Below are 18906 nucleotides of genomic sequence, written 5' to 3' on the forward strand. Positions count from 1 at the left end.
GCTCTCAGGCCAACCTGATCACGCCGTAGTCGAACCCCTTCCGGCGGTAGACGACGCTCGGACGTCCGCTGTCGGCGTCGGAGAACAGGTAGAAGTCGTGGCCGACCAGTTCCATCTCGTAGAGGGCTTGGTCGACGGTCATCGGCTTGGCCGTGTGCTCTTTCTCGCGCACGATCTGGCCGGGCAGGTTGTCCTCTAGGCCGTCTTCCCAGCGCTGCGCGGGCACTTCCGCCATGCCCTCGCGCGAAGGTTGCGGCTCGGCTGCTTCCAGCACCGCGGTGTGGCCCAGCCACATGCCCTGCGCCTGGCCGCCGTCGCTGTCGGTGCGGAGGGGGAGCGACTCCCCGAGTCCGCTGGTCGCCTCGGCGACCGATGCCGGGGCGCGTCGCCCGTGGTGCACGCGCCTGCGGTCGTGCGAGCGCCGCAGCCGGTTCTCGAGCTTGCTCACCGCGGCGTCCAGGGCGGCGTAGAAGTCGCCCGCACATGCTTCGGAACGAACCACCGGACCGCGTCCCTTGCCGGTGATCTCGACCCGCTGGCAGTTCTTCGACTGCCTGCGGTTCGGTTCGTGGAACAGCTCTACGTCGAAGCGGATGACCTTGCGGTCGTAACGCTCAAGCCTGGCCAGCTTTTCGGCGACGTGAACCCTGTAGTGATCGGGCACCTCGACGTTGCGGCCCTTAACGACGATGTCCATACACGACCTCCCTCGCTTTGCTGCGAGCAATGGCTTTGGATCGCTTGGGCGCCGGATTCGCGATCATGTTCGCGGAGTTGGTCGCTGAGGGTGGTCCCTCAACGCCCCACCGGCGCCAGGGTCATGGGCTGTTCGCCTCCTCCCCGCGTGCCGGGAACGCTGATAGCGGTGCACGTTAGCCCGGTATTCGCCGCTGCGACAGCCCCTGGGGCGGGCGAACTCCAAGATTTTCTTGTCGTGACGCAGAGCGACGAAAAATTGCCGCCGGCGGCACGCCACGCGGGCGCGCCGAGACGCCACACCGACGACCGCTCACCCGAACGGCCGAGGCCGGCACAGGCACCCGTCGGCAGAGTGGTTGCGTCGAACGGCCTCTGCGCGGGCGTCATATCCGGCCAACGGGCGAGCGTCCCGGGAGGTTCCCGGTCGGATTCACCCGTGTGGGTGGGTTCTGCGTGCGGTGGTCAGCGTGAGGACTGCGGGTACCCCGTATCCGGCCGCTTTCAACACCGAAACGCAGGCGCGTGCCGTCGATCCGGTCGTCACCACGTCATCCAGCAGGACGAGCGGTGCGCCCGGTGGTGGCAGGCGATCGGGGACGAGCCGGACGCGGCCGGCCAGGTTCGCCCGGCGGGACGCGGCGTCGAGGCGCACCGAGTCGCGGACACCGGGGGTGAAGGCGAGCGCGGGCGCGGTGGAGAAACCGGAGGCCCGTGCCACTCTCAGCACGTGGGAGCCGCCGCGGGCGCGGGCGGCCGACGCGCGCGACGGCGCGGGCACCAGCCAGGGTTCGGGCCCGACGCCGGGCAGCCGGGGCACGGCGGCGGCGACCAGGGCGCCGAACACGGCCGCCAGCTCACGGCGCCCGCGCTCCTTGAACGCGAGCACCAGCTCACGCGCCGCGCCCCCGTACGCGGCCAGCGCGAACACCGGCGGGCCTGCGCCGGGCACGCGCTTCGGCATCCCGAACAGGGCCAGGCAACGGGCGCACAGCCGCACGCCCCACGTCCCGCAGCCGGGACACCGGGGTGGGAACAGCAGGTTGATCAGCACGGCCTCGACGATGCCGGCGGCCACCGACAACCAGGGCCCCTCCGCCGAGGTGCGGGCCGTTCCCGATCGGGTGAAGATGGCTCCGCAGGAGACGACGGCGTCAGCCCGGGTAGAAGGCCTGGGTGCCCGCTTCCGCCTTCGTCGTCGACGCGCGCCACACGTCGCCCACGTCGTTCGCGCTCCACAGCCCGCTCTGGTCCACCGCCAGCACGTTGCGGCCCGGCGCGGCGGTCACGGACGCCACCGGCACGGTCAGGTTCGACGTGTTGTAGCGCTCGACCCGCACCCCGTCGATGTTGACCTTCGCGATCGGCCACGCGGCCAGCGACGTGCTCACCACCAGCACGTCCTGCGCCAGCCAGTCCAGCGACATCGCGCTGGTGCCCAGCTGGGAGGGCTGGAGGTGGCGCGGCGACCGCAGCGACACCGCCGAGTCCTGACCGCGCACGACGGCCGCCACCACCAGCCTGCCGTCCACCACGGCCGCCACCCGGGTGCCGTCGCGCGAGAGCCGCAGCTCGGTGATGCGCCCCAGCTCGGCCAGCTCGGAGGCGTTGACCGCGCTCGCCGTCCACCCGCGGTCGGTGTCGATCACGCGCACCACGTTCGCGCCGTCGGCGACCGTCCACACCTCGGTGCCCGGCTCGCCCTGACGGCCGCTGAGCAGCCACGTCGGCCGGGTCATGGTCGAGGCGCGCAGGTCGACCTCGGCCAGCTGCTCCTGCGCCGGCCCGACCCGCAGCCGCACGGCGTCGCCCGCCACCCGGCTCACCACGGCCAGCCGGCTGCCGTCCAGCGACTGCGCCGCGCCGAGCACCTGGTAGTCGCCGGAGCCGGCGGGGCCGGGCACCGCGTCGCCGTTGACCTGCTTGACCCGCCCGTTGGCGACCAGCATCCCGTTCAGGCCGGCGTTCGGCGTGGCCAGCTCCTCGCCGGTCTGCACGTCGGCCGGCCGCCACTCGAGCTGGTCGGCGATGATCGGCTGACCCTCGACCAGCACCCGGATGCGGCTGCTGGAGACCCCCGCGAGCGACTTCACCACCTGCGCCACGATCTGCTTGCCGGCCTGCACCGTGATGTCGCCGACCTTCGTCAGGTCGACCTCCAGCGCGCCGTCGTCGGCCTCGGAGGTGTTCTTGCGCTGCGCCGCGCCGTTCGGGACGGCCGTGGCCAGCGCGCCGCGCATCCCCACCGACGGTCCCTTGAGCAGCAGGCTCGTCACCCGGCTCGGGATCGACGTGGACGGCGCGATGACCACCCAGCGCGGGTCGGGCACGAGCACGCTGAAGTCCGGGCTGTAGAAGAACAGCGTGACCCGCCGGTAGTTCTGCTGGAACCCGCCCAGCGGCACGTAGACGCCGTCCGGCGGCGCGGAGATGCGCCACTGGCTCTCCGCGTCGCGCTCGATCCCGATCGGGGTGTCGAGGGGGCCGATGAGCTGGATGAACGAGTTGTCCTCCAGCTGCAACCGGCCGACGTTGCGCCCTTGGAGCAGCACGGTGCGGTTCTTGTCGTCGGCCGTCACGCCCGGCGTCGGCACGGTGTTGAACGTGGTGTCGATGATCGTCGGCGTGCCCTTGGTGTTCCACGCCTTCTTCGCGTCGTCGGTCAGGTAGGCCTTGGCCGCCGCGTAGTCGCCCTCCGGGTTGGCCGAGGCGTTGACGAACTCCCGGACCAGCGTCAGCGGGTCGATGTCCTTGACCGGCTCGGGCGCGGCGGCCTCGCTGGCGTTGCCCGCCGACGGGTTCACCGCGATCGGGGACGTCTCGGTGGGGATCGCGGCGCAGCCCGCGGCCACGAGCACGGCCAGGAGCACCGCGAGGAGCCTCACCGGACCTCCTCGCGTTCGCCGGTGACCGGTTGCGCGGGCTGCCACGTGATCTCCTCCTCGGTCAGCTCGACCTCCTCCACCGGCTCCGGCGCACCCGGCTCGGGCTCGACCACGGGCGGCAGGTCGGGCGGCACGAGCGGCAGCGGGCTGGAGGTCAGCTCGTGGCCGTGGCGGCACGGGATGGTGAGCCGGAACACCGCGCCGAGGCCGCGTTCACCCCACGCCTCCAGCCAGCCGCCGTGCAGCCGCGCGTCCTCCAGGCTGATCGACAGGCCGAGGCCGGTGCCGCCGGTGCGGCGGTTGCGGGACGGGTCGGCGCGCCAGAACCGGTTGAACACCAGGTCCGCCTCGCCGGGCCGCAGGCCGACGCCGTGGTCCCGGACGGTCACCGCGACCGCTTCGCCGTCGCTGCGCAGCGTCAGCTCGACCGGCAGGCCCTCGCCGTGGTCGATGGCGTTGGCCAGCAGGTTGCGCAGGATGCGCTCGACGCGGCGGGAGTCCAGCTCGGCGGTGACCTCGTGGTCGGGCAGGTCCATCACGATCGTGGTGTCGCTGCTGTTGGCGATGGCGCGCACGGCGTCGTGGGCGCGCCTGGCCAGCACCCGGATGTCGACGAGCTCGGCGGCCAGCTCCTCCACGCCCGCGTCGAGCCTGCTGATCTCCAGCAGGTCGCCGAGCAGCGACTCGAACCGGTCCAGCTCGTCCACCAGCAGCTCGGTCGAGCGGGCCAGGCCGCCGGGGAACTGCTCGCGCGAGGCGTGCAGCACGTCCGCGGCCATCCGCACGGTCGTCAGCGGCGTGCGCAGCTCGTGCGAGACGTCGGAGGTGAACCGGCGTTGCAGCTGGCCGAACTCCTCCAGCTGGTGGATCTGCCGCTGGATGCTGGCGGCCATCTCGTTGTACGACTCGGCCAGCCGCGCCACGTCGTCCTCGCCGACCACGGGCATCCGCTGGTCGAGGCTGCCGTCGGCGAACCGCTCGGCGATCTCGGCGGCCTGCCGCACGGGCCGGACGACCTGTCGCGTGACCAGGTTCGCGATGAGGGCGAGCAGCACGAGCAGCACGACGCCGCCGATCACCAGCGTGCTCTGCACGACGTCGGCGGTGGCCTGTTCGCTGGTCAGCGGGAACAGCAGGTACAGGTGCATGGCGCGGGCGGAGCTGTTCACCGGTTTGCCGACGACCAGCAGCGTGGTGGGTCCGGTCTCCCGTTCCACGGTGGTGATCTGGTAGCCGACGCTGCCCCGTTCGAGCATCTTGAACAGCCCGTCGGGCACGTCCTCGTACTCGCCGACGGCGACCGGCAGGCCGTCGGAGCCGGTGCCGACGGGGTCGCGGAGCACCGCCTCGAACGCGCCCGCGCCGGAACTGGTCGGGTCGAGGTCCACCCCCGACGTGTTGATCTTGTTCAGGGCGGTGGTGAACCGGGTCTTCACGCTGTCGGGGCCGGGGTTGAGGCCCGCGAGGTCGGGCTGGATCGCCGCCGCGCTCGCCTCGGTCTGCCGGACCGCCGCCTCGATCTTGGTCTCCAGCAGCTGGCCGGTGATCTGCACCTGGAGCACCATGCCGAGCACGAACACCACGGCCGACGACAGCGCGAGCGTGCTCACCACCACGCGCAGCTGCAACGAGCGCCGCCACAGCTCGCCGAACGACAGCGCCTGCCTGCGCGCGCGTTCGACCACGCGGCGCGCTTCACGCACCACGAGGTCGAACCAACGCCGAGTCATGTCCAGCGCGTCCCGATCACGGAGGTCCGGCCTTGTACCCGACGCCGCGCACGGTCAGCACCACCTCGGGGTGCTCCGGGTCGCGCTCGACCTTGGAGCGCAGCCGCTGCACGTGGACGTTCACCAGCCGCGTGTCCGCCGCGTGCCGGTAGCCCCACACCTGCTCCAGCAGCACCTCGCGGGTGAACACCTGGCGCGGCTTGCGGGCCAGGGCCACGAGCAGGTCGAACTCCAGCGGCGTCAGCTGGATCGGCTTGCCCTCGCGCAGCACCTCGTGGCCGGGCACGTCGATGGTCAGGTCGCCGATCTGGAGCACCTCGGCGGGCTCGGCCTCGGTGCGGCGCAGGCGGGCGCGGATGCGCGCCACCAGCTCCTTCGGCTTGAACGGCTTGACCACGTAGTCGTCGGCGCCCGACTCCAGGCCGAGCACCACGTCGACCGTGTCGCTCTTCGCGGTCAGCATCACGATCGGTACGCCCGACTCGGACCTGATCGCCTTGCAGACGTCGATGCCGTTCATCCCGGGCAGCATCAGGTCCAGGAGGACCAGGTCGGGCTTCAACTCGCGCAGCGCGGGCAGCGCGCGGGCGCCGTCGGCGACCACAGCGGTGTCGAAGCCCTCGCCCCGCAGCACGATGGTCAGCATCTCCGCCAGAGCGGGGTCGTCGTCCACGACGAGCACGCGTGCCTTCATGCTCAACATCGTCCCACTAGTGGTCGGGAGTCCACGCACCGCCCAGCGGTCATCGCTGCTGGTCGTCGTGCGCGTCCACTCCGTAGCCAGTCTCTGCCGCCGATCCACGTGCCCACCTCGTCCCGCCGAAACGCGAATCCTCTGCGACTCATCGGCGAACTGGTGACGTTTTGTTACTTTGTTACACTAATGGGTGAACCACCGGTCGAGGATCGCCTCGATCCGCAGGTCAGCGGTGCCGTCCAGCACCTCCCACGGCGACAACCACCCGGCGGCGGCCAACCCGTCGTACACGGCGGCGCAGCGCGCCTGGAGGCCGCCGTCCGACTCGTACAGGTCCCGCCCCCTGGCCTCCTCCACCTCGCGGTGGGCCGCGCGGTCCGCCGCGACGCCCGCGGGCACGCGCAGCAGCAGGTGCAGGTCGGGGATCGGCAACCCGAAGCGCTCCACCTCCAGCGACCGCAGCCACCCGACGAACTCGCCGTCCGCGCCCTGGTGCAGCCGGGCCGCGCCGTAGGCCGCGTTGGACGCGACGTACCGGTCGAGCAGCACCACGTCGTACTGGTCCAGGTCGGCCCGGATCCGGTCGGCCGCGCCGCGCCGGTCCAGCGCGTAGAGGACCGACATGCCGTACACCGAATCCGTCAGGTCACCCAGCCTGCCGTGCAGCGCGTCGCGCACCAGGTCGGCGTGCACGTCCTCGTCGTAACGGGGGAACGCGCCCGTGGCGACCTTCGCGCCCCGCGCGTCCAGCGCGTCGGTCAACGCCTTGGCCAGGGTGCGCTTGCCGGCGCCGTCCAAGCCCTCGATCACGACGAGTTTGCCCACGCGGAACACCCTAAGGGGCACCCCCGTCCACGATCGGCCGCATGACATCGCCCAGTCGGGTGATGAGAGATCCTTTGCGTCACCAGATTGAGTGACTACGGTGAACCCCATTTCCGGTTGCGCGAAAGGGTGGTGCCGCGGTGACCGCGGATTCCGGGCACGCCAGACCGGTTGAGGACCAGGCCACCCACCCCTCCGGGAACCTGCCCGGCGGCCTCGCCGAGACCCTGCGGTACGGCCCGTTCCACCGGGCGCTGCACGACGCCATCGCGCACCGCGGCCTGTCCCTGGCCCGGCTGCGGGCCCACCTGGAGCAGCTCGGCGTGCAGGTCGGGCAGTCGACGCTCAGCTACTGGCAGCGTGGTCTGCGGCACCCCGAAGTGCCCCGCGCCATCGCCACCGTGCGCGCGTTGGAGACCGTGCTGAAGCTGCCGCCGGAGTCGCTGGTGGCGCTCGTCGGCAACCGGCCGCAACCCCGGCTGACCAGGCCCGGCGGCTGGGTGGCGCCCGTGCCGGTGCTCTCGGAGTTCGAGGCCGTCGGCGACGTCGGCGCGAACACCGACATCGAGGTGCTGTCCGTGCACGACACCGTCTTGATCGGGCCGGAACGGGAGCAGCGGTCGATCAGCACCCGGCTGGTGGTGCGCGCGGCGAAGGCCGGGCCGGACCGGTACCTGGCCGTGCACCAGGGCGACGAGGGGTGCCTGATCGACAACGCGCTCGTGCGGCCCGGCGAGGGGTGCCGGCTCGGTCGGCTGCGCCGGCAGCTGGCCACCCGCGGGCTCGCGTTCGAGCTGCTCTTCGACCGCAGGCTCGCCGAGGGCGAGGAGCACGTGTTCAGCTTCACCGTGGTGGACGACACGGGCGGGCCGACCCCGGGCCACCGGCGGGCGTTCCGCGAACCGTGCCGCGGGTACCTGCTGCAACTGGCGTTCAACCGCCGCGCGCTGCCCGCCCGGTGCACCAAGCAGTTCCGGGTCGACGCCGACGCCGTGCCGGTCGACCTGGAGGAGCTGGTCTGCGGGCTGGGCGGGTTCGCCAGCGCCTACTTCGAGGACATCGGCCCCGGCGTCGCCGGGATCAGCGTCGAGTGGACTTGAGCGGGACGGCCGGGACCCGAGGGCCCCGGCCGTCCACCGCCGACGTCAGTACCGGTAGTGCTCGGGCTTGTACGGGCCCTCGACGTCCACGTCGATGTACTCGGCCTGGTCCTTCGACAGCTTGGTGAGCTTGCCGCCCAGCGCCTCGAGGTGGATGCGGGCGACCTTCTCGTCCAGCACCTTCGGCAGGCGGTACACCTCCTTGTCGTACTCCTGGTGCTTGGTGAACAGCTCGACCTGGGCGATCACCTGGTTGGAGAACGAGTTGGACATCACGAAGCTGGGGTGACCGGTGGCGTTGCCCAGGTTGAGCAGGCGGCCCTCCGACAGCACCAGGATCGAGTGGCCGTCCGGGAACACCCACTCGTCGACCTGCGGCTTGATGTTGATCCGCCGGATGCCGGGGAAGCGGGCGAGGCCGGCCATGTCGATCTCGTTGTCGAAGTGGCCGATGTTGCCCACGATCGCCTGGTGCTTCATCTCCGCCATGTGCTCGATGCGCACGACGTCCTTGTTGCCGGTCGTGGTGATCACGATGTCGGCGCGGCCGATCACGTCTTCCAGCGTCGAGACCTCGTAGCCGTCCATCGCCGCCTGCAGGGCGCAGATCGGGTCGATCTCGGTGACGACGATCCGGGCTCCCTGGCCGCGCAGCGACTCCGCCGCGCCCTTGCCGACGTCGCCGTAACCGCAGATCACGGCCACCTTGCCGCCCATGAGCACGTCGGTGCCCCGGTTGATGCCGTCGATCAGCGAGTGCCGGATGCCGTACCGGTTGTCGAACTTCGACTTGGTCACCGCGTCGTTGACGTTGATCGCCGGGAACAGCAGCTCACCGGCGGCGGCCAGCTGGTACAGCCGCATGACGCCGGTGGTGGTCTCCTCGGTGACGCCGCGGATGCCCTCGGCGATCTTGGTCCACTTCCCGCTGTCCGCCGCGAGCGAGGCGCGCAGCGTGCCCAGGAAGACCTGCCACTCCTCCGAGTCGTCCGCCTCGGGCTGCGGCACGACACCGGCCTTCTCGTACTGCAAGCCCTTGTGGACGAGCATGGTGGCGTCGCCGCCGTCGTCCAGGATCATGTTCGGGCCGCCGCCGTCCGGCCAGGTCAGCATGGACTCGGCGGTCCACCAGTACTCCTCCAGCGTCTCGCCCTTCCAGGCGAAGCACGGGATGCCCTTCGGCTCCTCCTCGGTGCCGTGCGGGCCGACCACGACCGCGGCGGCGGCGTGGTCCTGCGTGGAGAAGATGTTGCACGACGCCCAGCGGACCTCGGCGCCCAGGGCGACCAGGGTCTCGATCAGGACGGCCGTCTGCACGGTCATGTGCAGTGAGCCGGAGATCCGCGCGCCCTTGAGCGGGTAGACCTCCGAGTACTCGCGGCGCAACGCCATGAGGCCGGGCATCTCGTGCTCGGCCAGCCGGATCTCTTTGCGGCCGAACTCGGCCAGGGAGAGGTCCGCCACGGCGAAGTCGATGCCGTTGCGGGTCTGGAGCCTCTCGGCGGTCATCGCGGGTTCCTCCATCTTCGGGTAGGACGAGCCCGACACTACCGCCCGCCACGCCGGGCCACGGAGGTCGGCGGCATCTGCGCGCCGATGGACCAGTATGGCGGGGCTCAAGTGATGTTCGCGGGGAGGACCTGTGCTGATTCCCGGCCCCGACACGCGGGTGGTCGAACTGCGGGTGCACGGTGTCCAGGGCACCACCCCGCAGTCGCTGGTCGACGCGGTGGCGGCGGTGGACGTGGCGGGCGACGGGCTCGGCCGCGTCGTCCGCCCGGCCGACCGGCTCCGCAGGCCCGCGCCCGGCCCCGTGCTGCAAGCCGCCGGCCGGCCCGTCACGCGGGTGGTCGAGGGCTACGTCTGGGGCGCGATGACCTCGGGCGGCTGGGCCAAGGCGACGTGGGCGCTGCTGTTCCCGTTCTCCCTGGCGAACGTGGCGCACTGGATGCTGCCGCCCGCGCCGACCGGCTCCGTGCCCGCGCACCTGCTGGGCATCGCGCTGCGCGCGTTGCTCAGGTTGGCCGCGCTGCTGCTGACCGTGCTGCTGGTCGCCCAGCTGGAGGTGATCAGCCTCGACCTGGTGGCCGCCCAGTGCCTCGCGCCCGGCTCGACGTGCCTGTGGGGTCCGTCGTGGCTGAGCACGACGCCGTGGGTGCGCGCCGCGGTGGGCCTGGCGCCGATCGCGCTGGCCGTGCTGGTGCTGCACCGGATGTCCAGTGTGGACTGGCGGATCGAGCGCAAGGAGGTGCCGGCGGCCGAGGGCGTGCGGTCCGGGCTGCCCGGCGCGCACGTGGCCACCGACCCGGACACGCCCGCGCTGCGGGTGCTGCACGTGGTCGCGGGCCTGGGCGCGGCCGTGGTGGTCGCCCTGGGCGGTCCGGCCGGTCCGCTGCTCGCGCCCGGCTGGCACGGCGCCGCGATCACGGCGTGCTGGGCGCTCGGGCTGGCGCTGGTCGCGGTGGCGGCGCTGGGCGCGATGCTGCTGGACGACCCGACCGGCGGCGCGCCGCACCGGGGCGGGCGGTGGCTGCGGGCGGCGTTGGGGCGGCGGCCGAGGCGCATGCTGCAGACCGCGGCGTGGCTGTCGCTGCTGGTCGCGGTAGCGTTGCTGGACCGGCTGCCGGTGCGGCTGCCCGGCGCGGACCTGGCCGTGCAGATGGTGGCCGCGATGGAAGCGCTGGTGTGCGTGGGGATCGCGGTGCTGCTGGCGCCCGCCGCGTTGCTGGCCCGGCGCACGTGGTCGGCGCAGCCGCGCGAGCTGCGGCCGTGGGCGGGCGGGTGGATGGCCGCGCCGGTGGTGGCGGTGGCCGCGCTGCTCGGCGGCGGGTTCGGCGCGGGCGTGGCGCTGACCTTGCAGCGGGTGCTCGGGCACGGCGTCCTGCCGCGCGGGTACGACTACATCGCGCTGCTGTGGGGCGTGGCCGGGGTGCTGGCGTTCCTCGCGGGCGTGGCGATGGCGGCGGCCACCGGGATGATGCGGTGGAGCTCGCTGCGTCGGGACAAGGAGTGGGCGCGTGAGGCGTCCTTGTTGCACGCGGGGCGCGCACGGGACGCGAAGCGCGCTGCGCGGGCGTGGTGGTGGGCGCGGTGGCAGCGGCGGCACAGCCACCACGTGGTGCTGATCATGTCGTCGGTGCTGGCGGTCGGCGCGGTGCCGGCGGCGTTCCTGCGGCTGCGCGAGGTCGACCCGCCCACCTGGGCGCGGCCGGTCGTCGGGCTGGGCGTGGTCGTGCTGGGCGTGCTGGCGTTGTCGCTGCTCCGGGCGGTGTACCTGGCGGCACGGCGGCCGGACAAGGCGCGGCAGGTCGGCGTGCTGGCGGACCTGGCGGCGTTCTGGCCGCGCGAGGCGCACCCCGTGGTGCCGCCGTGCTACGCGTTGAAGGTGGTGCCGGAGCTGGTGGCGCGGGTGCGGGAGCACCTGGCCGACCCCGGCACGCGCGTCGTGCTGGCCGGGCACAGCCAGGGCAGCCTGCTCGCGGCGGTGGCGGCGGCCCGGCTGCTGGAGGAGCTGCCACCGCACGAGGCGGAACGGGTGGGCCTGGTCACGGCGGGCTCGCAGCTGCAGTGGGCGTACCCGCGGGCGTTCCCGGCGGTGGTGCCGCACAGCTCGTTGGAGACGCTGGCCGGCGGGCTGGCCGGGCGGTGGCGCGCGCTGTGCCGCGGCACGGACCCGTTGGGCGGCGCGGTGATGACGTGGGACCGGCAGGTGTTCGACGGGATGCTGCTCGGCGCGGGGTTCCGGCCGGACGGCACGTCGGGCGCGTTGCCGCCGGCGCTGCGCGGTCCCACGGGCGCGCTCGTCCTCGGCGGCGACCACTGGCTGCCGGACCCGCAGCGCGGCCCGTTCACGGGTCGCCGGTGGGCGGCGGGCGTGAACCGGCACGCCGACTACACCTCCGACCCGGAGTGGGACCGGGCCGTCGCCATCGCGGCCGGCCTGGAGACCACGGACCCGCCCGCGCCGCCCGTGCTGCCGACCGCGCGGCAGGCGCCGGTCAGGTCGCCGTCGACCGAACCGAAGTGAGCAGCCGGTCGGCCGCGTCCGCGTGGCCGGCCTCGGCGAGCAGGCCGGCCGGGGCCAGCACGTGGTCGCGGTCGACCGCGACGGCCGCCGTGCGCAGGACCGGGCGCAGGACGGGGTCGGCGCGCAGCACGCGTTCGACCTCGTCGGTCGAGTCGGCGTGCCGGAAGACGCCGCCGGACAGCACGAGCAGGCCCACGCCCTGCGGTCCGAGCCGGCCCTCGACGAGCCCGAGGTGGCGGCGGACGGCCAGCACGGCGGCGAGCGCGGCGAGCCGCCGGTCGACGGTCGGGTCGTCGGGCAGGCCGCCCACGTCGGCGGCCCGCGCGTCGGCTTCCCGCCGCAGCGCGAGGGCCTCGGCCTTGTCGATCAGCTTCTCCGCGAGCGCTTCGGCCACCACGCCCGGCGCGGACCAGCGGACCCCGAGGTCGCCCTCGACGGTGCGGCGGTCCGGCGGCAGCGCCACCGCCCGCTCCGGCCCTTCCACAGTGGACACGGCCGAGTAGACGTCCGTGGTGGCGCCGCCGACGTCCACCACGAGCACCGCGCCTTCCCGGTCCTGCATGGCCAGCCGGGACACGCCGCTCAGCACGGCGTCCGGCGTGACCGCGCGCACGAGCCCGCGGAACCTCCGGCCCCGGGACAGGCCCTTGCCGCCGATCACGTGCCGCAGGAACACCTCGCGGATCGCCGCGCGGGCCGGTCCCGGGGCGAGCTCGCCCACGTCCGGCAGCACGTTCGCGGTCCGCACCACGGTCCGCGCGGCGAGCAGGCCGGCGGCCTCCGGCTGGGCCTCGGCGTTGCCCGCCAGCACGATCGGGCACGCGACCCGGCTCAGCCTGGCCGCGTTGTGCAGGAGCACCGACGCGTCGCCGCCGTCCGTGCCGCCCACCAGGAGCACCAGGTCCGGCGCGGAGGCGCGCAACGCCCGGACGCCCGCGGCGTCGAGCGGACCGGCCGAGACGTGCACCACCTTCGCGCCCGCCGACAGCGCCACCCGGTAGCCGGCCTCGGCGCTGATCAACCGCTCCTGCCCGACGACCGCGAGCCGCAGGCCGCCGCCCGCCGAGGAGCAGGCGAGCGTCCGCCCGGCCGGACCCAGGGCACTGGTGACGGCGTCGATGCCTCGAAGCACCTCCGGCGGGGTAGTCGTGTGCTGTGCGGTGCCGAGCAACTCACCGGTGTGCGACACGAGGGCGCCCTTGGTCCACGTCGAGCCGACGTCCAGGCAGAGCACTGTCATGGGCGGAAACTACCGGTGCGGCCGAATGTCGGCACCCACCTCTAGGCTGAACGGACCAACCTGACGACCAGGCCGCGGAACGCGTCGGAGCAGCGGCGATCAAACGAGGAGGGACCACCGTGCCGGGCAACGGGCTGTGGCGCACGAAGTCGGTCGAGCAGTCGATCGCGGACACCGACGAGCCGGACACCAGACTCCGCAAGGACCTCACCGCGTGGGACCTGACGGTCTTCGGCGTCGCGGTCGTGATCGGCGCGGGCATCTTCACGCTCACCGCGTCCACCGCGGGCAACCTCGCCGGGCCGTCGGTGTCGTTGGCCTTCGTGCTGGCGGCGGTGGCGTGCGCGCTGGCCGCGCTGTGCTACGCGGAGTTCGCGTCCACCGTGCCGGTGGCCGGCAGCGCGTACACGTTCTCGTACGCGACGTTCGGCGAGTTCGCGGCGTGGATCATCGGCTGGGACCTGGTGCTGGAGTTCGCCGTCGGCGCGGCGGCGGTGGCCAAGGGCTGGTCGCTGTACCTGCAGACGGTGCTGGGGCAGTTCGGCGTGGCGGTGAAGACCACCGCGCCGGTCGCCGGCGTCGACGTCGACTGGGGCTCGTTGCTGCTGATCGCGGTGCTCACGACGCTGCTGGTGATCGGCACGAAGCTGTCGTCCCGGGTCAGCGCGGTGATCACGGCGGTGAAGGTGGCCGTGGTGCTGCTCGTGGTCGTGCTCGGGATCGCGTACATCAACACGGCGAACTACCACCCGTTCATCCCGCCCGCCGAGTCCGGCGGCACCGCCGGGTCCGGGTTGGAGCAGTCGCTGTTCTCGCTGCTCACGGGCTTCGAGGGCAGCACTTACGGCGTGCTGGGGCTGCTGGCCGCCGCGTCGCTGGTGTTCTTCGCGTTCATCGGCTTCGACGTGGTCGCCACGACCGCCGAGGAGACCCGCGACCCGCAGCGCGCCGTGCCGCGCGGCATCCTCGCGTCGCTGGCGATCGTGACCGTGCTGTACGTGGCGGTGTCGCTGGTGATCACCGGGATGCTGCCCTACGACCAGCTCAGGACCCAGCCCGACGGCACGCGGGCCACGTTGGCCACGGCGTTCTCGGCCAACGGCGTCGACTGGGCGGCCACGGTGATCTCGGTGGGCGCGCTGGCCGGTCTGACCACGGTGGTGATGGTGCTGATGCTGGGCCAGTCGCGGGTGCTGTTCGCGATGTCGCGCGACGGCCTGCTGCCGCGCGGGCTGGCCCGCACCGGCAAGCGCGGCACGCCGTTCCGGATCACCGCGGTCATCGGTGTGCTGGTCGCCGTGGCGGCGGGCTTCTTCCCGGCGAGCAGGCTGGAGGAGATGGTGAACGTGGGCACGCTGTTCGCGTTCATCCTGGTCTCGGCGGGCGTCCTGGTGCTGCGCAGGACCCGGCCCGACCTGCCGCGCGGCTTCCGCGTCCCCCTCGTGCCGCTGGTGCCGGTGCTGGCGATCCTGGCGTGCCTGTGGCTGATGCTGAACCTGACCGCGTTGACCTGGGTGCGGTTCCTGGTGTGGATGGCCGTGGGCGTCGTCGTGTACTTCGCCTACAGCCGGCGGCACTCCGCCCTGGCCCGCAGGGGGACCACCGCCGTGCCCGTGGTGGAGCACGACGAGATCCCGTGACCGGTGCAGCGGCTCGGCCCCGGGACCGGGGCCGAGCCGCTGCGCGAGGTGGTCACCACCGGCCGAACTTCTGCAGCGCCACCAGGTCGGGCACCAGCACGTCACGCCGCAGGTGGCTGACCACCACCCCCGCCTTGCGCAGGTCGGAGAACGCCTTCTCGGCCGTCCTGGGCTTCATCCCGGCGATCGAGGCCAGTTCCACCTTCGTCAGCGGTATCCCCAACGTCCACCCCTGCGCCTCCTCCCGGCCGTAGGTGAGGACCAGTTCGGCCAGCACCCGGGCGACCCGCTCGGCGGCGGTGTGGGACAGGTAGTCCCGGCGGCGCTGGTTCGCCCAGCGCAACCGGTCGTTGATCATCGCGATCAGCTCGACGAACACGTCGTTGTGCCGGTGCAGGAAGCCCATCAGCTCACCGCTGGTGATCAGCTTCGCGACCACGTCGCCGCACGTGACGACGGTGGCCGAGCGCGGCTTCCGGTCCAGCGCCGCCATCTCGCCGACCAGGTCGCCCGCGACCCGGATCGCGAGCAGCGCCGTGTCACCCGTCTCGTCCGTGGCCTGCACCTTCACCACGCCGTCCAGCAGGAGCAACGCGTGGGTGTCCGTCGCGTCCTGCTCCATGATCTCGCGGTCCGGGCCGTAGCGCACGACCGTGCCGATGTTCAGCAGGGCCTGCCGGGTGTTGTCCCGGAGGCGGCCCAGGAGGCTGTGCCCGGGCCAGCCCGGGGTCGCCTGGGTCACCGCGGCCGCCATCGCCGCGAGCCCGTGCGCCGGTCCGGTCGGGCGCGAGTACCCGACCCTGCGCCGGTCCGGGGTCGGCGTCGCGCCGAGCGCGAACGACTCCCGTGCCGGGAACGCCGCCAGGGCCTGCCGGTTGACCCGGCTCACGATGCCTTCGACCACTTCACGGGGGGCGCGGTCGCGAAGGCCGACCGCGTCGTCCGCGCCGAACGAGGACTCCTCGACGAGGTGCTCGACAGCCGTGGGCTGGTTGGCCACCCGTTCAGACATTGTCACCTCCGCCCCTCGCCGGTCGACCGGTGTTGCGCCGGTGCCTCTCCAGGGCTCCCTTGATCACGCCGTGGGTGGTGTTCAACAGCTCCGCTACTTCTCCGAGGGTGTAGCCGGCTTCCGACAGGATCAACGCCGACTTGGTGTACTCGCTCGGGATGTCGGCGAGCCCGCGCTTGATCTCCAACTTGGTGACCACCACGTCACCCGGGTCGGGTGCGGGGGAAGCGACGTCCGCCAACTCGTCGACGCTCGATAATCGGAAGTGCTCGGCGTCCCGGTGGCGGCGCTCGTTGCTCCACTTGCGGTAGACGTTGGGGAAGGCGAGCACGCAGGCAGTCGCGAAGTACGTCTTCAGGCTCGCCCCGCCGGCCGGGTCCCACCCGCCGGCCAGCAGCGCGTTGCGCCGGAAGTCGCCGATCGCCCGGACCACCGTGTCACCGGCGAGGCTGACCAGGTCGTCGTGTTCCCAGTAGGGCGGCGCCACGCCGACCGGGCGGCCCTTCTCCCGGCACAGGGTGAAGATCAGGCCCGACCTCAGCCACCCCATCATCGAGGCGAAGCCGTACTCGCTGAGCACCCTGGTGAACCGCCGCCACTCGGGCCCTTCGCACCTCTCGGCCACGAGCGCGTCGCGGATCTTGGCGTCAGCCCGGTGTCGATCATCATTGCCAACCAATCGCGGCCCCCTCGGACGCGGCTCATCCGAACGACGGGGTTCTAGGTCGCCGCGGACGACCGGCGGCACGCGTCGACGCCGAACGTGGCGACCACCACTCGGACGGCCCGGCCGGGCGCCGCCGCGGACCGCACCACGACGGAGGGCGACGAGCCGGGAGGCTCGCCGCCCTCTGGGCGTCGGGAGGTCCCTACGACTTGGCGGTCAGCGACCGGTCCAGGTCGGGTTCCAGGTAGATCAGCCGGGCGGCCGGGACCTTGGCCCGGACCCGCTGCTCGGCGGCGTCGATGGCGGCGGCCACCTCGTTGATCGACAAGCCCGGGTTCAGCGCGATCTTCGCCGCCACCAGCAGCTCGTCCGGCCCGATGTACTGCGTCTTGATGTGGATCACGCGCTGCACCTGGTCCGACACCAGCTCGTCGGTGATCACGTCCAGCTCCGCCGGCGCCGCGCCCTCGCCGATCAGCAGCGACTTCATCTCCACGATCAGGATGACCGCGATGACGCCCAGCAGCGCGCCGATGCAGATCGTGCCGATGGCGTCCCACACCGGGTCACCGGTCAACGTCGACAGGCCCACCCCGAGCAGCGCCAGGACCAGGCCGAACAGCGCGCCCGCGTCCTCCAGCAGCACGACCGGCAGCTCCGGCACCTTCGACTGCCGGATGAACTGCCACCACGTGGCGTTGCCCTTGATCGTCCTGGACTCCACGATCGCGGTGCGGAAGCTGTAGGACTCCAGGCCGATCGCGACGAGCAGGATGACCACCGCGACGATCGGGCTGCTCAGCTCCTCGTGCGACTCCAGCTTGTGGATGCCCTCGTACAGGGCGAACACCGAGCCGAGGCTGAACAGCATCAGCGCCACGATGAACGAGTAGAAGTACCGGTCCCGACCGAACCCGAACGGGTGGTTCAGGGTGGCCTTGCGCCGGGCGGTCTTCTGCCCGAGCAGCAGCAGCCCCTGGTTGGACGTGTCCGCCACCGAGTGCACCGACTCGGCCAGCATCGACGACGACCCCGTGATCAGGAAGCCGACGAACTTGGCCACCGCGATCCCGGCATTGGCCACCAGTGCGGCGATGATCGCCTTGGTCCCGCCCCCTGCTGACACGGTTGCTCCCTTTGCGCCCAAGTCCGATTTGTCGGTGTGACCCTACTCAACGCCCGGCGTCGCGCGGAAAAGCTGGGTCTCGACGTCCGCCGAGACCACCACCGCCGGGTCACGCGCGGGTAGCCACACGGACTGGCCGCAAAACACCTCGACGGCCTCCTCGCCGCACGTCAACCGCGCCCGGCCGCGCGTGCAGAGCAGGATCTGGGGCCCGCTGTGGTCCACCCTGACCTCGACCGACGGCCCGACCTCGATCCGCGACAGCTCGAACTCCGGGCACGGCGTCCGGTAGGCCCACAGCCCCGGCGACGTCTCCGCGCCGGTCTGCACGGGCATGTCGCCGCACCCGAAGTCCAGCACGCGCATCAGCTCGGGCACGTCCACGTGCTTGGGCGTCAACCCGCAGCGCAGCACGTTGTCGGAGTTCGCGAGGATCTCCACGCCGGTGCCGTGCAGGTAGGCGTGCAGGTTGCCGGCGGGCAGGTAGATCGCCTCGCCGGGCCGCAGCACGAGCCGGTTGAGCAGCAGCGCCGCCAGCACGCCCGCGTCGCCGGGGTACGCCTCCCCCAGCTCCAGGATCGTGCGGCACTCCAGGTCGAACTCGCCGTGCTCCTTCACGTGCAGCACGCACGCGTCCAGCACCTGCGGCAGCAGCATGTCCAGCGTGGTCTGCGGCAGCGTGATGAGGGTGGTGAACAGGGCGCGCAGCCCGTCGGCGTCCGGCTGGGCGGCCAGCAGCTCGGCGTACGGCGCGAAGTCCGGCGCGTCCAGCGACCGCAGCAACGCGACCGTGCGCGCGGGCTCGCGGAACCCGGCCAGGGCGTGGAACTCGGTCAACGCGCAGATCAGCTCGGGCTTCGCCGACGGGTCCTTGTAGTTGCGGGTCGGCGAGTCCATCGGCACGCCCGCCGCGTCCTCCGCGGCGAACCCGTTCGCCGCCTGCTCGGCCGACGGGTGCGCCTGCAGGCTCAACGGCTCGTCCGCGGCCAGCACCTTGAGCAGGAACGGGAGCCTGCTGCCCCACCGGTCGGCGTGGACGGCGCCGAGCTGGCCGTCCGGGTCGTCGGCGAGCAGGTCGAGCAGCGACCGCGCTTCACCGTCCGGTCCCACCACCCGGGACGGGTCGCCCGGGTGGGCGCCCATCCACAGCTCGGCCTCGGGGTGCGGCGTCGGCACCTCCCTCCCGAGCAGCTCGGCGATGGCGGTGCGTGATCCCCACGCGTACGCGCGCACCGCGTTGTGCAGCAGATCCACAGTCATC

The 18906-nt window shown here is 72.5% G+C and carries 15 protein-coding genes; 3 read left to right on the forward strand and 12 right to left on the reverse strand.

Annotation, left to right across the window (positions count from 1 at the left end; genetic code table 11):
* Positions 1-4: 4 nt before the first annotated feature.
* From hpf to IOD16_RS32220, 6 genes are all read right to left on the reverse strand, one after another.
* Positions 5-697 (reverse strand): ribosome hibernation-promoting factor, HPF/YfiA family, encoded by a 693-nt coding sequence (gene hpf, locus IOD16_RS32195; protein WP_123745520.1) that lies wholly within the window; start codon positions 695-697, stop codon positions 5-7.
* A 432-nt stretch (positions 698-1129) separates the two neighbouring features.
* A complete protein-coding gene (locus IOD16_RS32200; protein ID WP_328809499.1) occupies positions 1130-1774 on the reverse strand; it encodes a ComF family protein in 645 nt (214 codons plus the stop codon).
* A gap of 76 nt (positions 1775-1850) precedes the next feature.
* The gene (locus tag IOD16_RS32205) at positions 1851-3581 is read right to left on the reverse strand and encodes an LpqB family beta-propeller domain-containing protein (RefSeq protein WP_123745519.1); all 1731 of its coding nucleotides are present in this window, start codon (positions 3579-3581) and stop codon (positions 1851-1853) included.
* Positions 3578-5311 (reverse strand): MtrAB system histidine kinase MtrB, encoded by a 1734-nt coding sequence (gene mtrB / locus IOD16_RS32210; RefSeq protein ID WP_123745518.1) that lies wholly within the window; start codon positions 5309-5311, stop codon positions 3578-3580. Before mtrB ends, IOD16_RS32205 begins: the two co-directional genes overlap by 4 nt.
* A gap of 16 nt (positions 5312-5327) precedes the next feature.
* A complete protein-coding gene (gene mtrA / locus IOD16_RS32215; RefSeq protein ID WP_015104936.1) occupies positions 5328-6005 on the reverse strand; it encodes an MtrAB system response regulator MtrA in 678 nt (225 codons plus the stop codon).
* A gap of 186 nt (positions 6006-6191) precedes the next feature.
* Positions 6192-6833: a dTMP kinase gene (locus IOD16_RS32220; RefSeq protein WP_201437517.1), complete on the reverse strand. Its 642-nt coding sequence runs from the start codon at positions 6831-6833 to the stop codon at positions 6192-6194.
* A 140-nt stretch (positions 6834-6973) separates the two neighbouring features.
* On the opposite strand from IOD16_RS32220, the gene IOD16_RS32225 reads away from it, so the two are divergent.
* Positions 6974-7933, forward strand: a complete 960-nt coding sequence (locus IOD16_RS32225) for a hypothetical protein (RefSeq protein WP_201437518.1) — start codon at positions 6974-6976, stop codon at positions 7931-7933.
* Positions 7934-7978: 45 nt separating this feature from the next.
* Here IOD16_RS32225 and ahcY read toward each other — a convergent pair whose 3' ends face one another.
* Positions 7979-9442 carry an adenosylhomocysteinase gene (gene ahcY, locus IOD16_RS32230; RefSeq protein ID WP_123748326.1) on the reverse strand — a complete coding sequence of 488 codons (1464 nt, stop codon included), beginning with the start codon at positions 9440-9442 and terminating at the stop codon, positions 7979-7981.
* Positions 9443-9575: 133 nt separating this feature from the next.
* Between ahcY and IOD16_RS32235 the strand changes: the two genes are divergently transcribed.
* Positions 9576-11960 carry a hypothetical protein gene (locus IOD16_RS32235; RefSeq protein WP_201437519.1) on the forward strand — a complete coding sequence of 795 codons (2385 nt, stop codon included), beginning with the start codon at positions 9576-9578 and terminating at the stop codon, positions 11958-11960.
* Here IOD16_RS32235 and IOD16_RS32240 read toward each other — a convergent pair.
* Positions 11932-13200, reverse strand: a complete 1269-nt coding sequence (locus IOD16_RS32240) for a glutamate mutase L (protein ID WP_201437520.1) — start codon at positions 13198-13200, stop codon at positions 11932-11934. The two genes, IOD16_RS32235 and IOD16_RS32240, sit on opposite strands and share 29 nt — an antisense overlap.
* A 119-nt stretch (positions 13201-13319) precedes the next feature.
* On the opposite strand from IOD16_RS32240, the gene IOD16_RS32245 reads away from it, so the two are divergent.
* Positions 13320-14840, forward strand: coding sequence for an amino acid permease (locus IOD16_RS32245; protein ID WP_201437521.1), 1521 nt, complete (start codon positions 13320-13322; stop codon positions 14838-14840).
* A 52-nt stretch (positions 14841-14892) separates the two neighbouring features.
* Here IOD16_RS32245 and IOD16_RS32250 read toward each other — a convergent pair whose 3' ends face one another.
* From IOD16_RS32250 to manA, 4 genes are all read right to left on the reverse strand, one after another.
* On the reverse strand, positions 14893-15852 hold the full coding sequence (locus IOD16_RS32250) for a Crp/Fnr family transcriptional regulator (protein WP_236594509.1): 960 nt from the start codon (positions 15850-15852) through the stop codon (positions 14893-14895).
* Positions 15845-16477 carry a sigma-70 family RNA polymerase sigma factor gene (locus IOD16_RS32255; protein WP_201437522.1) on the reverse strand — a complete coding sequence of 211 codons (633 nt, stop codon included), beginning with the start codon at positions 16475-16477 and terminating at the stop codon, positions 15845-15847. Before IOD16_RS32255 ends, IOD16_RS32250 begins: the two co-directional genes overlap by 8 nt.
* 244 nt (positions 16478-16721) lie before the next feature.
* The gene (locus IOD16_RS32260; RefSeq protein WP_201437523.1) at positions 16722-17645 is read right to left on the reverse strand and encodes a cation diffusion facilitator family transporter; all 924 of its coding nucleotides are present in this window, start codon (positions 17643-17645) and stop codon (positions 16722-16724) included.
* A gap of 42 nt (positions 17646-17687) precedes the next feature.
* Positions 17688-18905: a mannose-6-phosphate isomerase, class I gene (manA, locus tag IOD16_RS32265; protein WP_201437524.1), complete on the reverse strand. Its 1218-nt coding sequence runs from the start codon at positions 18903-18905 to the stop codon at positions 17688-17690.
* Position 18906: the final 1 nt, after the last annotated feature.

It is taken from the genome of Saccharothrix sp. 6-C (assembly GCF_016695385.1).
Classification (GTDB): domain Bacteria; phylum Actinomycetota; class Actinomycetes; order Mycobacteriales; family Pseudonocardiaceae; genus Actinosynnema; species Actinosynnema texasense.